The sequence below is a fragment of the Chryseobacterium candidae genome, assembly GCF_004916905.1.
Taxonomy (GTDB): Bacteria; Bacteroidota; Bacteroidia; order Flavobacteriales; family Weeksellaceae; genus Chryseobacterium; species Chryseobacterium candidae.
On record NZ_SDLV01000031.1, the window covers coordinates 139853 to 152993 of the forward strand.

The 13141-nt window shown below is 36.5% G+C and carries 13 protein-coding genes and 1 riboswitch; of the genes, 8 read left to right on the forward strand and 5 right to left on the reverse strand.

Annotation, left to right across the window (positions count from 1 at the left end):
- Nucleotides 1–34: 34 nt before the first annotated feature.
- The 4 genes from EK417_RS15630 to EK417_RS15645 all read left to right on the forward strand — a co-directional run bounded on the left by EK417_RS15630 (nucleotide 35) and on the right by EK417_RS15645 (nucleotide 3421).
- Nucleotides 35–814, forward strand: coding sequence for an alpha/beta fold hydrolase (locus tag EK417_RS15630; protein ID WP_136522668.1), 780 nt, complete (start codon nucleotides 35–37; stop codon nucleotides 812–814).
- Between the two features lie 39 nt (nucleotides 815–853).
- The gene (locus EK417_RS15635) at nucleotides 854–1294 is read left to right on the forward strand and encodes a DUF1801 domain-containing protein (RefSeq protein ID WP_076595030.1); all 441 of its coding nucleotides are present in this window, start codon (nucleotides 854–856) and stop codon (nucleotides 1292–1294) included.
- Nucleotides 1295–1420: 126 nt separating this feature from the next.
- Nucleotides 1421–1546, forward strand: a riboswitch (FMN riboswitch).
- 92 nt (nucleotides 1547–1638) lie between these two features.
- Complete coding sequence (gene ribB, locus EK417_RS15640; RefSeq protein ID WP_076595029.1) at nucleotides 1639–2286, forward strand: 3,4-dihydroxy-2-butanone-4-phosphate synthase; 648 nt, start codon at nucleotides 1639–1641, stop codon at nucleotides 2284–2286.
- Nucleotides 2287–2422: 136 nt separating this feature from the next.
- Complete coding sequence (locus tag EK417_RS15645) at nucleotides 2423–3421, forward strand: T9SS type A sorting domain-containing protein (protein ID WP_076595028.1); 999 nt, start codon at nucleotides 2423–2425, stop codon at nucleotides 3419–3421.
- Between the two features lie 62 nt (nucleotides 3422–3483).
- Here EK417_RS15645 and EK417_RS15650 read toward each other — a convergent pair whose 3' ends face one another.
- Nucleotides 3484–5568 (reverse strand): outer membrane beta-barrel protein, encoded by a 2085-nt coding sequence (locus EK417_RS15650; RefSeq protein WP_136522669.1) that lies wholly within the window; start codon nucleotides 5566–5568, stop codon nucleotides 3484–3486.
- Between the two features lie 166 nt (nucleotides 5569–5734).
- Between EK417_RS15650 and EK417_RS15655 the strand changes: the two genes are divergently transcribed.
- The gene (locus tag EK417_RS15655) at nucleotides 5735–6487 is read left to right on the forward strand and encodes a DUF3575 domain-containing protein (RefSeq protein ID WP_136522670.1); all 753 of its coding nucleotides are present in this window, start codon (nucleotides 5735–5737) and stop codon (nucleotides 6485–6487) included.
- A 107-nt stretch (nucleotides 6488–6594) separates the two neighbouring features.
- On the forward strand, nucleotides 6595–7887 hold the full coding sequence (locus EK417_RS15660; protein WP_076595025.1) for an MFS transporter: 1293 nt from the start codon (nucleotides 6595–6597) through the stop codon (nucleotides 7885–7887).
- A 57-nt stretch (nucleotides 7888–7944) separates the two neighbouring features.
- On the opposite strand, the gene EK417_RS15665 is transcribed toward EK417_RS15660, so the two are convergent.
- On the reverse strand, nucleotides 7945–8160 hold the full coding sequence (locus EK417_RS15665) for a hypothetical protein (RefSeq protein WP_076595024.1): 216 nt from the start codon (nucleotides 8158–8160) through the stop codon (nucleotides 7945–7947).
- Between the two features lie 218 nt (nucleotides 8161–8378).
- On the opposite strand from EK417_RS15665, the gene EK417_RS15670 reads away from it, so the two are divergent.
- Both EK417_RS15670 and EK417_RS15680 read left to right on the forward strand, forming a co-directional pair.
- Complete coding sequence (locus tag EK417_RS15670; protein WP_136522671.1) at nucleotides 8379–9053, forward strand: DUF4919 domain-containing protein; 675 nt, start codon at nucleotides 8379–8381, stop codon at nucleotides 9051–9053.
- A 204-nt stretch (nucleotides 9054–9257) separates the two neighbouring features.
- Entirely contained in the window at nucleotides 9258–9872 is a 615-nt protein-coding gene (locus EK417_RS15680) for a class I SAM-dependent methyltransferase (protein WP_076595022.1), read from the forward strand.
- A gap of 88 nt (nucleotides 9873–9960) precedes the next feature.
- Here EK417_RS15680 and EK417_RS15685 read toward each other — a convergent pair whose 3' ends face one another.
- The 3 genes from EK417_RS15685 to truA form a co-directional block, all read right to left on the reverse strand.
- Nucleotides 9961–11712 carry an ABC transporter ATP-binding protein gene (locus EK417_RS15685; protein WP_076595021.1) on the reverse strand — a complete coding sequence of 584 codons (1752 nt, stop codon included), beginning with the start codon at nucleotides 11710–11712 and terminating at the stop codon, nucleotides 9961–9963.
- 243 nt (nucleotides 11713–11955) lie between these two features.
- Entirely contained in the window at nucleotides 11956–12300 is a 345-nt protein-coding gene (locus EK417_RS15690; protein ID WP_076595020.1) for a hypothetical protein, read from the reverse strand.
- A 27-nt stretch (nucleotides 12301–12327) separates the two neighbouring features.
- On the reverse strand, nucleotides 12328–13080 hold the full coding sequence (gene truA, locus EK417_RS15695) for a tRNA pseudouridine(38-40) synthase TruA (RefSeq protein WP_228457950.1): 753 nt from the start codon (nucleotides 13078–13080) through the stop codon (nucleotides 12328–12330).
- Nucleotides 13081–13141: the final 61 nt, after the last annotated feature.

The following is a 13141-nucleotide window of genomic DNA, read 5'->3' on the forward strand; positions in this document are numbered from 1 at the left end:
TTTGATTTATAATAACCAATACTCACAATTTTAAATGGAAAAACACACAGTATCATCAGACGGTCAGAAAATATGTTACAAAGAATCCGGAAGCGGAAAAACAACCCTAATCTTCATTCATGGATGGCTTGGGAATACTGAATGGTGGGACGCTCAGCAAAAATATTTAAACAGTCAGTATCACATTGTACTAATGGATCTCGCAGGGCACGGAAAATCTGATTCCTCAAGAAAGGAATGGACGAGCGCCGGATATGCTGATGACATTAAAGCAGTTGCCGATACTGTGAAATCAGATGCAATCATTCTTATAGGACATTCTATGTCCGGCGCCTATGTACTTGAAGCTTCTTTGAAAATACCAAAGGTAAAAGCTCTGATTCTGATTGATACCCTGAAAAATCTGGATGAAGCTTTCACAGAACAACAGGCTGAAGAAATTTTATTCACACAGTATATGACGGATTTTAAATATGCGGTGGAAAACTTTTTGCCTCAATACCTGTTTGTTGAGCAAACTCCTGCTAACGTAAAAGAAAGACTGCAGTACGAATTTCTTCAGAATAAGCCTGAACTAGCCATCAACCTTCTCAGACCTCTATATAAAACGGATTTCAATACCATTGCGAAACAAGTTCAAATACCAGTTATTGCCATCAATTCTGATACCTCTCCTACTGATCTGGAAGCAAACCGTAAATATTTGAAAAACTATGATTATGTTATTATCGAAGGAGTCGGACATTATCCTATGCTGGAAAAACCGGATGAGTTCAATGCTATTTTAGATAATGTCCTGAAAAGACTGATTTGAAATATATGATAAAAATGATAACTAAAAAAATGGGAAACCATGGCTAAAGCAAATAAAACTAACGAAACTGACGTAAACGTAACTGATTTCATTAACTCATTTGTAGAAAAAAATGAAAAAAAATCGGATAGCTTTCAATTAATACAATTGATGAGTGAATGGTCGGGATTTGAGCCTAAAATGTGGGGACCAACCATTATCGGATTTGGAAGTTATCATTATAAATATACAAGCGGACATGAAGGCGATATGCCGCTCATAGGCTTTTCACCACGTAAAGCAGAGTTTTCACTGTATGTTTATTCGCCTACCGAAGAAAGCAAGCGGTTATTGGATGACTTTGGAAAATTTAAAATGGGAAAATCCTGCATTTACATCAAGAAGCTTTCTGACATCAATATTGACATCTTAGAAAAAATATGCAGGACAACCATTGCTTATTTAAATGAAAATCATGAATGTGCCTGTAGAGAAAAATAATGTAAGCTGATTCGTCATCAATTTCTTCTCCAATTCAAAAAACTTCCCGAAATTAGCAGTCTGTGCGTTAAATACTATTCAATGAAATAAAAATTTAAATTACAACATACAGCAAAACTTAGTATAAGTTTTCTTCGGGGCAGGGTGTAATTCCCTACCGGCGGTTACAGTCCGCGACTCCTTTCTTCTGAAAGGACTGATCTGGTGAAATTCCGGAACCGACAGTTAAAGTCTGGATGGGAGAAGAAAATGAGATGACCAATAAGAGTCCTAATGGATTCTTGTTGCGTTGTATTTCATTTCCATGTACCGAAGAGTATTTTAACTTTTAAAAGTAAAATAACATGGAAAAATTATTAGAACAATTCGGAGCTAGCTCCAGAGAACGTGTAGAAAAAGCACTTCAAACATTACAAAAGGGAAAAGGTATTCTTTTAGTAGATGACGAAAACCGTGAAAACGAAGGTGACATCATCTTTCCCGCTTCCACGATTACAGAACAGGACATGGCACTTCTAATCCGTGAATGCAGCGGGATCGTCTGCTTATGCATTTCTGAAGAGAAAAGCCGCCACCTCAACCTTCGCCCTATGGTGGAAAACAACAATTCAAAAAATCAAACTGCCTTTACCATTTCCATTGAAGCTAAAGAAGGTGTGGAATCAGGAGTTTCAGCAAAAGATCGTATAACCACAATCAAAACAGCGATAGCATCAGGCGCACAGGCAGAGCATATTGCCAGCCCCGGGCATGTTTTCCCGCTGATTGCCAGAAAAGGTGGTGTATTTGAAAGACGTGGACATACCGAAGGAAGTGTAGACCTTGTAAAAATGGCCAACCTGGGTGAAGATGCTGTACTTTGCGAACTGACTAATGAAGATGGTTCTATGGCAAGACTTCCGGAAATTGCAGACTTTGCTCTCAAAAAAGGAATGAGTGTGGTAACCATTGAAGATATTTATGCTTACCGTAAAATGGTAATGAGTAACTAGACCTAAACATTTTTTAACGCACAGACCGCCTGTTGAACCGATCAACAGGCGTTTTTTATTAAAAATCCAATCAAAAGGCAATTAATTTGATAATTGAATGCCATTTTTTATTTACATTTAACAAAAATTTTTGACTATGAGAAAATCTTTACTCCTTTTATTAGGAGCTTCTGCCATGTTTTCTGCGCAGATTACGCTTACAAAAGCAGCCAATGATCCTATTTCCGGAAATATTGTTAATTACAATATTGCAAACGGAGGCGTAAACAACTCTGCTACAGGAGCCAACGCTACATTCTCAAACGCGGGACTTACGATGGGGGCAGCATCACAAACAACCTATGCAACTCCTACCTCTACTGAAATAGCAACATTTCCAGGTTCCACCATTAAGATGATAGACGGTTCTACAACCGTTTATTACAAAGCTTCATCCACTAAACTGGAAATTACAGGAATTGTAAATACCCAGGCAACTTTAAACTTTAATGTGGACAATGGAACTTATATCAATTATCCAACAACTTACGGACCGGCACAAAACGACACCGCTAAAGGTACTTTCTCCTCATCTTCTGCCAGCGGATTGTTCAGTGGCACAATGACAGCTATTGCTGATGCTTACGGAACTTTAATTATAGGTAATCAAACATACAGTAATGTTCTCAGAGTAAAATTCACACAGAATTTCAATCTGTATTCATCTCTGGATGTTATTTATTCTAACCCTATCGGAACCATTACCAATACAGCTTATGGTTATTACGATGCATCTCACAGATATGCTTTGCTAAATTCTACAACCGGAAATATCAGTGTTCCAATATTGAGTATCAACCAGACAGTAGCAACTTCACTGGCTTTAAACGAAACATTTCTGGCGGTAAACAATGCAGTGAAAAAAGAAAACCTAGTGGTTTATCCAAATCCTGCACAGGATTTTATCAGTTTCAAAGGAAATACAGATCATTATTCCAAAGCAAATATTTACAGTCTGGATGGTAAACTGGTTAAAACTTCAGACGTAAAATCCGGAAATATACAGATCTCAGATCTTCCTCCTGCATCCTATTTCATTCAGATCAATGGAAAAAATGCTGCTGACACAAAGAACACGAAATTCATTAAGAAATAATAAAGCAAAATCCCCGCTCCTACAAATGAGCGGGGATTTCTTATTAACATTCAAAATAGCTTCTAAAAGGTAGCTGCAGGAGCAGTTTCGTTATTAAGCTTTCGCTGAATTTCTGTTTTTTTTCCTTTCGAGAAATCATAACTCAGCCCTAATACAAACATGGATTTATTGTTCATAATCTGTGTATGTACCTTATAATCTACCAGGCTTTCCGATAAACTTTTTGTTTTATACTCTGAAGGCATTCCTATCCAATACATCCCTGTGGAAAAGGTCCAGTTTTTATGTTTATAGCTCACAAAAATATTATTTTGGTTTTCATTCGTATTCAGGAATGCTCCACTAAGGCTATACACCGGAATATTAAACTGGTACTGAACGGAGAAAGATTTATATTCTGAAGAAATCGAAAAATAATTTCCCAAATAATCATTCTTTATCAAAACACCTTTACTTGTTTTCACAGTTTCGGAAGTAGGTGTGATCACAGCCTTTATAACCAAAAGGCTATTCCCGAAAGGTTTATAAGAACCTGTTAACTGAACTCCATATCTCTGAGCATTTTTTCCGTTTTCGTAAGTTAATGCATATCCATTCAACACCTCATCCTGAACATAGTACTGATTGATCACCCTGTTGGTATATCGGTAAAATAAACCTGCATTAAAATCAAAATACTTATTATTAAAAGAATAGATAAGGTTATTAGAAAAAACCTGTTGGGATTCTAAAAAAGGATTTCCCCTCTGAACAATATTAGGTACCAACTGTACCACATTACTACTCAAAGCATTACTCCATGGACTTACCGGATTATAACTTGCCGTAAAACGAAGGTTGTGATTTCCTTTAATCTGATAGGCTAAAATAACCTTTGGAGTAAAAGTCCATTCATCAAAAGTATTTTCTGCACTTTTATTGTGAATATTGGTAAGCCCTGCTCCGATACGATAGCTAAATTGATCAACTTTTCCGGCAAATTCACTATAAAAATACTGTTCCAGATAGTTGACATTGTATTGGGAATATCCTGCAAGATTATTCAAATCATTGGATATAGAAGACCTTGAAATACGATATCCGGATGAAAGTTTTCCTGCCTTGAAATCATGTATATGCGCCAGCTCTCCAACCCAGCTCGTTTGTTTTGCTTTCAATACCATATCATTATCATACACAGACAATCCTGAACCTACTATCCATTCTTTGGCTGTTTCTGTAGTATTGGTAGTATAATGAGAACCTAATACATTAATACTTAACTCATCTTTTTCACCAATTTTTTTAGAAAAATAAAGATCCAGCTTAGGAATCACATAATCCGAACCATTATTTTTGAACATATTATGTTCTTCCTTCAGATTATCTTCAGTAAAGACACTTTGTCCTACTCCTTTCGAAAATCTGCTGAAAATATCCATATTCAGCTTTGTCTGAAAAGCATAATCGTCAGGAACAAATCTCGTATAACGCAAAGCAATATTCTGGAAAGTATATCCAAAATGATCTTTGCGGTTTTCATCAGAGCGGTAATGCTTCCCGTTCAGCTGATAATCATAGATACTGTTGACTCTTCTGTCATTATAATCTCTGAGGTTGAGGGAATACTCAAGTCCGAAATTATTTTTTCCTTTTGTATAATTAGCATAAGCAGAACCATTCACAAAACCGGTATTCAAAGCCGCAGACACATCTGCCCCGAACATATACCCTGTTTCTGTAGATTTTGTCAGAATATTCACTATCGTATCTGCTCTTGTCGCCCATCTTGCAGGAGGAATATCATAGTACTCTACTTTCAAAACCTCGTTGGGCGCAACACTACGGATCTGCATATCTGTAGCTTCAATCCCGTTGATAAGAAATAGTATGGTTCCTCCTTTAGTACTCGTAATGGTGTTTTCTACCGGATTCAGCTGCAATTCCGGAAGGGTACGAAGCAGATCTTTTGCATACCGGGCCTTTTCCAGTGCTTCTTTATCAAAAGTATAAACGGCTTTGTCTGCAAATTGCTTTTTACGCTGTGATTTCAAAATAACTTCCTGAATTTCTTTAGTGGCTGCTGCATCCATTGTATCATTCTTCTTCTCTTGTGAAAATATAAAAGCACTGCAAAGAAAGAAAATGGTATATATAGTTTTTTTCATGTCTGAAGATGAATTATACTATCAGGACAATCAATTCCCGGTAAATATTACATTTATAAAAGCAAACAAATAAATAATTGACCTATTTTTCTTTAAATTCAAATTATTATGTTAAATCCAGCCCGTTTTTTGCTGGTACTTTTTTTACATCACAAAATATTGAGTCATGAAAAAAGCATTTCTATTAATTCCGTGCTTCCTGTTTTCTGTTCTGGGAGCTCAGGAAATTCATAACAGCGCGGCAGAGAAGATGAATATCATCAAGACCAATGGTACGGCTTATGCATTCAGAAATATCAATCTGTCTTATGAAAGAGCCATTAACCAATGGTTTTCTGTGAATATCGGATTCGGGACTATGACTGAAGGGAAAGTCCCTTTTATCAATGCTTTTCTGAAAGATAAAGATGAAGAAAGATTCCAGAATCTGAGAGTAAAAGTTACCAATTTCACCATAGAACCCCGGTTTTATATTGGAAAAGGCTATGGGAAAGGTTTCTATTTTGCACCGTATTACCGTTATTCAAGTGTTACCTCAAATACTTTTAATTTTTATTATGACTACAATGGTCCTGACGGGAATACCTATCCAATTCCTCTAAGAGGCCAGGGAGACACCAAAGGAAACAGCGGTGGATTAATGGTAGGCGTACAGTTCTTTCTGACCAGAAGTCAGAATCTTGTCCTTGATTTCTGGATCGCAGGAGCTCATTATGGAAGTGGAAAAGGTGATTTTACCATGACCTCAGATTATGTGCTGACACCTGATATGCAGGCTGAGCTTAAAAAAGAAATTGAAAATCTGGATATTCCATTTGTTAAGTATACCGTAGAAACCAATGCCAATGGTGCCAGAATAAAAGTGGACGGGCCGTGGGCTGGTTTCAGAAGCGGACTTTCCATTGGATATAGGTTTTAGAAAAATCATTCTTATTTGGGATTAAACCGCTCTTTTAAGAACGGTTTATTTTTTCCTGAAATTTGTATCTTGGATGCCATTATTAAAAACTTTCTGGAAATACTTCTATGGACTCACACTCAATCACCACAGGCCAAAGGATCAAAGCCATCATTGGCGGATCTATCGGAAATCTTGTTGAATGGTATGACTGGTATGCGTATGCAGCCTTTGCCATTTATTTCTCCCATTCATTTTTCCCGGATTCTGACCTGAATGCCCAACTGATGAATACCGCAGGAATATTTGCTGTCGGTTTTTTAATGCGCCCAATCGGCGGATGGATGTTCGGAAGTATTGCAGATAAAATCGGAAGAAAAAAAGCAATGACGCTTTCCGTTCTGCTGATGTCTTTTGGATCTCTGCTGATTGCTCTTACACCTACTTATCAGTCCATAGGTATTCTCGCTCCTTTATTACTTTTACTGGCAAGGTTACTTCAGGGATTAAGTGTTGGCGGTGAATATGGGGTTTCTGCAACTTACCTCAGCGAAATGGCCACGCAGGACAGAAGGGGATTTTATTCAAGTTTTCAATATGTCACTTTAATTGGCGGTCAGCTTATTGCTTTAGGTATTCAGCTTATTTTACAAAAACTATTACTCACAGAGGCTCAGCTTGAGGAATGGGGATGGAGAATTCCGTTTGTGATTGGAGCAATGCTTTCTATTATTGCATTATATCTTCGCGCCAACCTCCATGAAACCGAAGCTTTTGAGAATAAAAAAGAAGTCAGCGAAAAGAAAAAAGGAACAGTGAAAGAACTGATGAAACACCCAAGAGCATTACTTACCGTTGTAGGGCTGACATTAGGAGGAACACTGGCATTTTATACCTATACAACGTATATGCAGAAATTCCTGGTGAATACCGTACACCTTACAAAGGAAGAATCTACATTAGTCTCTTTTATTTCACTCTTTATATTTGCATGCCTTCAGCCTGTATTTGGAGGTTTATCTGACAGGATCGGAAGAAGACCACTTCTTTTAGGCTTTGGTATTTTGGGTACTTTGTGTACCGTTCCGCTTCTTACAGCACTAAGTACAACCACATCAATCTGGGGTGCATTTTTCCTGATTATAGCAGCTTTGATTATTGTAAGCGGCTACACATCCATCAATGCAGTAGTAAAAGCAGAACTTTTTCCTTCTGAAATCAGGGCACTTGGCGTTGGTTTGCCGTATGCAATAACAGTTGCGGTATTTGGTGGAACAGCAGAATATATTGCACTCTGGTTTAAAAAGATGGGTTCTGAAGAATACTTTTATTGGTACATTACCGGATGTATTCTTTTTTCACTGGTTGTTTATATCGGAATGAAAGACACCAAAAAAACGTCAGCACTGGATAAAGATTAGTATCAGAAAATTATAAAAAGCGAGCGCCACAGATTTTCTGTGGCGCTCGTTCTATTTTTAATGATAGGCCTGTTTAAATTTTTCAATCATACTATCCAGATTATGACGCTGGACGTATATGCTTTTTATCTCTTCATACCTCGGTGATTTGTAGAAAACCTCGTGAAAATCCATACTACCGTTTCCTACTTTTACCACTTTCTGTACTTCGATATTCAACTTTCTTAATTCGTCTTTGAAGACTTTAAATTCATCTTGGATACTACTGCTCATTAATATTTATAGTTTTTTAGTTAAAAATTCCTTTTACCCCTTCAAATGTCAGGGGTAACATCTCAAATTCCGAATAAAGTTAGTAAATTTATCAACACAAAGTAACACTCTGGTAATATTTTATTGTTTTTTTTATAAATAGCTAATCGATATTATTCAATTGATGTATATTTCGTATTTTTAACCTTACAGAAAATTGTCACAACCTTATACAAACCATGAATATTAAAGCATTTTTCTCTTTATTCTTTTTCACGCTGCTTACTTTCCTTCATGGTCAGAAAATGGAATTTAAAGCACCGGATTATGCTGTCATTCAAAAAAATATTGAAGATAAAAATTCAGAATTCTATTATCCGAAACTTTTAAAAAGATTAAAACAGAACGATACGCTCCTTACCAGGAATCAATATCGTCATCTTTATTTCGGATATACATTTCAAAAAGCATATCAGCCTTATAAAACAGGAAAGAAAGCTGAAGAAGTTGCCAAGTATTACCGAGGCGAGGGTATTTCACAAAAAGATCTGTCCAAAGGAATCCAGTTATTTCTCGATGCTTTGGATGAAAATCCACTGGATCTGCGTGCTATGAATTATCTGGCTTATTTATATCATTTAAATAAAGATGATGCCACCGCAGAAAAAATTGCAGGAAATTTTCATGGATTATTAAATGCTATTCTTACCTCCGGTGACGGACTTACATGTGAAACAGGTTTTCATGTTATTTCCGTTACAGATGAATATGCCCTTTTAAACAGATTTCAAATGGAAACAAAATCACAAAGTCTGAAAGGAAAATGTGACTATCAGGAGTTCGAAAAGGACAAATACAAAGTTGAAGGATTTTATTTTGACATCAGCAGATTCTACGGAAGAATATTAGATTAATCATTTTCCGGGAATGTGTTTTTTATGTATGAATATACTTCAGGAATGACGGTTTGGATCAGGTATTCTCACTTATGCAGTAACGCTTTTCTGGACTCGCTTCAATTGGTTCTATCTGAAACCACTAACCATAAAGAAACAGCAGGATAAACTTGGCGAATTAATTAATAAATTTGAAGAGATCAATAATCAATTAAAAGAATCATGATATCTTCAGACAACAAAAATCATTGGGAAAATGTATATGAAACCAAAAGTCCGGATCAGGTAAGCTGGACTCAGAAAAAGCCTCAGAGATCACTTGATTTTATAAGATCTTCCGGATTGGGAAAAGAAGCCAGCATCATTGATATTGGCGGCGGAGACAGTAACCTTGTTGATTTTCTTCTTGAGGATGGTTACGAAAATATTACCGTACTTGATATTTCTGCCAAAGCTCTGGAAAAAGCACAGCAAAGACTGGGTGATTCTGCAGGTAAAGTAAAATGGATTGTCACTGATATTACGGATTTCGAGCCTACAGAAAAGTATGATATCTGGCATGACAGGGCTGCTTTTCATTTTCTCACAACCCCGGAACAGGTTTCCAGATATATTGGTATTGCAGAAAAAAATGTGAACAATTTTATAATCGTCGGAACTTTTTCGAAAAACGGTCCAACGAAATGCAGTGGATTGGATATTCAACAGTATGACGAGGAATCATTATCAGAAAAATTTGAAAAAAGTTTTAAAAAATTACAATGTATTACTGAAGATCACACGACTCCTTTCGAGACCATTCAGAATTTCATATTCTGTAATTTTAAAAAGCAGTAACGAGTGTATTATTTAGATAAAAAAAGAGAATCATTACTGGCTCTCTTTTTTGTTTATCTCATTTCAAAGGAATGATTATTCTTCCTGATTATAATTCTTTTTCTTCTTCCACTTCTACTCGCAGCTGGGCTTTGTAAAGAGTGGCATAGTAACCGTTCTTATCCAGAAGTTCAAGGTGCTTGCCTTCTTCCACAATTTTACCATGCTCCATCACAATAATCTTATCTGCTTTTTCAATAGTGGAAAGTCTGTGGGCAATAATAATGGAGGTTCTGTTTTTGGTAATTTTCTCTGTTGCTCTCTGAATCAGTTTTTCACTTTCGTGGTCAATAGAAGATGTGGCTTCATCCAGAATTAAAATTTTCGGATCTGACAGATAAGCTCTCAGGAAAGACAGCAATTGTCTTTGTCCTAAAGAGATGGATGAACCTCTTTCACTTACTACATAATCATATCCGCCGGGAAGCTGCTGGATGAATTCGTCTACTTCAATTTCCCGTGCACCTGCTTTTATTTTATCCAGTGTTATACTGTCATCCCCGAAGGCAAGATTTTCAAAAATACTTCCATGGAAAAGGAATACATCCTGCAATACCACTCCGATATGGCTTCTCAGATTATACAATTCATAATCCTTTAAATCCACATCATCAATGAGAATATTTCCGGAGTTGATATCATATAATCTTGTAATCAGGCTGATGATGGTAGATTTTCCGGCACCAGTTGCCCCTACAATCGCTACCGTTTCTCCCGGGTTTACTTTAAAATCTATTCCTTTCAGCACTTCCTGCTTTTCATCGTAAGCAAAGTGTACTTTTTGGAATTCAATTTTTCCGTCAAAGTGATCTTTCTTCACGGTGCCGTTATTCGGCATTGAGTTTTCTTCATCCATTAATCCCAGTACTCTTTCCGCTCCTACAATTCCCCGCTGGATATTGTTAAAGCGGTCTGCAATCTGTCTTAATGGACGGATCAGCATTGAAATATACTGGATAAATGCAATTACAACTCCTGCACTGATGGTAATATATCCTCCATAGAAAAGAATAAACCCTATGAATAATGAAGAAATAAGTTCCACTACAGGAAAGAACAGTGAGAAAATAAATACCGTTCTCAGTAATGCTCCTTTCAGCGTAATATTGATATCATCAAATTTCTTAAACTCAGATTCCTGTCTGTTGAAGACCTGAATGATCGACATTCCTGCCAGTCTTTCCTGAACAAAAGAGTTCTGATTGGCCGTCCAGTTTCTCTCATCCCCGAAAGCTTTTTTCAGTCTTTTCTGGAAGAATCTTGTAATCACAACCATTAAAGGTAAAATGGCCAGCGTAATATAACTCAGGTGAACATTGGTACTGAACATCATAATCAGTACAAACAAAATTCTCAGAATATCCCCAAATACCATCAGGAAACCATCTGTGTATACCGTTGCAATGGTCTCCACATCTCCTACAGCACGCGTTACCAGCTGCCCGATAGGCGTTTTATCAAAAAATGAGGTCTTAAAATAAATCAGCTTGGCATATAAACGCTCTCTGATATCCCTGATTACATTCTGCGAAATGAAATTTGAAAAATAAACCAGGAAAAAGTTTAAAACTGTTTCAGCAAAGACCAATCCAACAAGGATATAGATATGTTTCATCATCAAAGCCTTATCATGCAGCTTTGTAATATCATTATCCACCACCTGCATGGTAAGATAAGGCCTGTAAGTAGAAACGATAGAAAGGAATATGGAAATGATAAGGGTAAGGATGAACCATGAACGAAATTTCATTCCGATAAAGAACAGCCTTTTTATAATTCCCCAGGTATCTTGTTTTTTCATTGTACGAATCGAAAGAAAGAATTAAAATAAAATTCTATGCAAAAATAAGACATTATAACCGGACCGCCTTTACAACTTCTGCAAATCGTAATAGAAAATATAAGATACCTACTATTTACAATATGAATATATTAAACACTTTTTTCCATTCAGACCAGTATATATTTTTCATCAATTGCAAACCTCTATTGATAGTAAAACTCTTTTTATTAAAGGATAATCTTAATTTCCAATACTCAGATCTTACTTATCCGAGATCTTTCCTATTTCTTCAATTTCGATGATTGGTTTTACAGATCTTTCTTTGACAAATTTATTTTCAAGGAATTTATAAACACCCCAAACAGCGACAATAGAGATTAACCAGCCAATGATATTCACGGCGGAAAATCCTGTATAATTAACATTTTCTGCGGATTCAGGATCTGTTAATCCCATATACATACCATAACCGAAACCTAATAAAAGCTGAGTACCCAGATAAATACCGATGGCCAGAATACCATACTGCCACTTTGTTTTTCCAAACCTTTCTGCTAATTGCGCATAATATCGGTAAGCGCCGATAAGAATAAAAATTGATAACATGATTATTATTTTGTTTTTAGTTTTTATTTAAAATTCATATCCCACATCTACAAGATACAGCCCGTGCCCTGGTGCTGAAGTTCCTGCAGCGTTCCGGTTTTTATCTTCAATTACTTTACGAAGATCTTCAGGTTTCAGTTTTCCTGTTCCAATTTCCACCATCGTTCCGACAATAGCACGAACCATATTTCTCAGGAAACGATTGGCAGAAACGGTGAATTTCAGCTCTGAACCATTCTGTTCCCACTCTGCTTTGTATATTTTACAGATATTGGTTTTGTTGTCGGTTTTTAATTTGGCAAAGCTGGTGAAATCTTCATATTCAAAAAGAATTTTGCAGGCCTCATTCATCGCATCCATATCCAGCCCTCTTTTCCAGTGCTGCCATGCAGATTCCTGAGTGAACGGATTTTTTTCCAAGGAGATATAATATTCGTAGGTTCTGTAAGTCGCATCAAAACGGGCATGAAAATCATCTTTTACCGGAAAAATCCTTTTAATGGAAATATCGGATGGAAGAAAACTGTTCAGTCTGCGTGTAAGCTGATCATCCAACTCTTTTCCGGTATCAAAATGGGCAAATATTTTTTTGGCGTGAACTCCTGTATCTGTTCTTCCTGCTCCTGTTGTTTTAATCTCTTCGCGCAAAATTGTAGACAGCGCTTTTTCCAGTTCTTCCTGTACAGAAATAGCATCCGGCTGTATCTGGTAGCCGAAATAATTCTTCCCGTTGTAAGAAAATTCAATAAAGTATCTCAATGTATTGTAATAACTCCACAAAAATACTTTAATTTAACGAAATATTTGTTGAAAAGTCTTCGAGAATATTACATCAATGCTT

What these genes read in the sequence shown, in the direction of transcription:
- EK417_RS15635 (WP_076595030.1), top strand. Translation starts at nt 854, where the DNA reads ATGGCTAAAGCAAATAAAACTAACGAAACTGACGTAAACGTAACTGAT.
- EK417_RS15645 (WP_076595028.1), top strand. Translation starts at nt 2,423, where the DNA reads ATGAGAAAATCTTTACTCCTTTTATTAGGAGCTTCTGCCATGTTTTCT.
- EK417_RS15650 (WP_136522669.1), bottom strand. Translation starts at nt 5,568, where the DNA reads ATGAAAAAAACTATATATACCATTTTCTTTCTTTGCAGTGCTTTTATA.
- EK417_RS15685 (WP_076595021.1), bottom strand. Translation starts at nt 11,712, where the DNA reads ATGAAAAAACAAGATACCTGGGGAATTATAAAAAGGCTGTTCTTTATC.
- EK417_RS15670 (WP_136522671.1), top strand. Translation starts at nt 8,379, where the DNA reads ATGAATATTAAAGCATTTTTCTCTTTATTCTTTTTCACGCTGCTTACT.
- EK417_RS15655 (WP_136522670.1), top strand. Translation starts at nt 5,735, where the DNA reads ATGAAAAAAGCATTTCTATTAATTCCGTGCTTCCTGTTTTCTGTTCTG.
- EK417_RS15690 (WP_076595020.1), bottom strand. Translation starts at nt 12,300, where the DNA reads ATGTTATCAATTTTTATTCTTATCGGCGCTTACCGATATTATGCGCAA.
- EK417_RS15630 (WP_136522668.1), top strand. Translation starts at nt 35, where the DNA reads ATGGAAAAACACACAGTATCATCAGACGGTCAGAAAATATGTTACAAA.
- EK417_RS15660 (WP_076595025.1), top strand. Translation starts at nt 6,595, where the DNA reads ATGGACTCACACTCAATCACCACAGGCCAAAGGATCAAAGCCATCATT.
- EK417_RS15680 (WP_076595022.1), top strand. Translation starts at nt 9,258, where the DNA reads ATGATATCTTCAGACAACAAAAATCATTGGGAAAATGTATATGAAACC.
- EK417_RS15665 (WP_076595024.1), bottom strand. Translation starts at nt 8,160, where the DNA reads ATGAGCAGTAGTATCCAAGATGAATTTAAAGTCTTCAAAGACGAATTA.
- ribB (WP_076595029.1), top strand. Translation starts at nt 1,639, where the DNA reads ATGGAAAAATTATTAGAACAATTCGGAGCTAGCTCCAGAGAACGTGTA.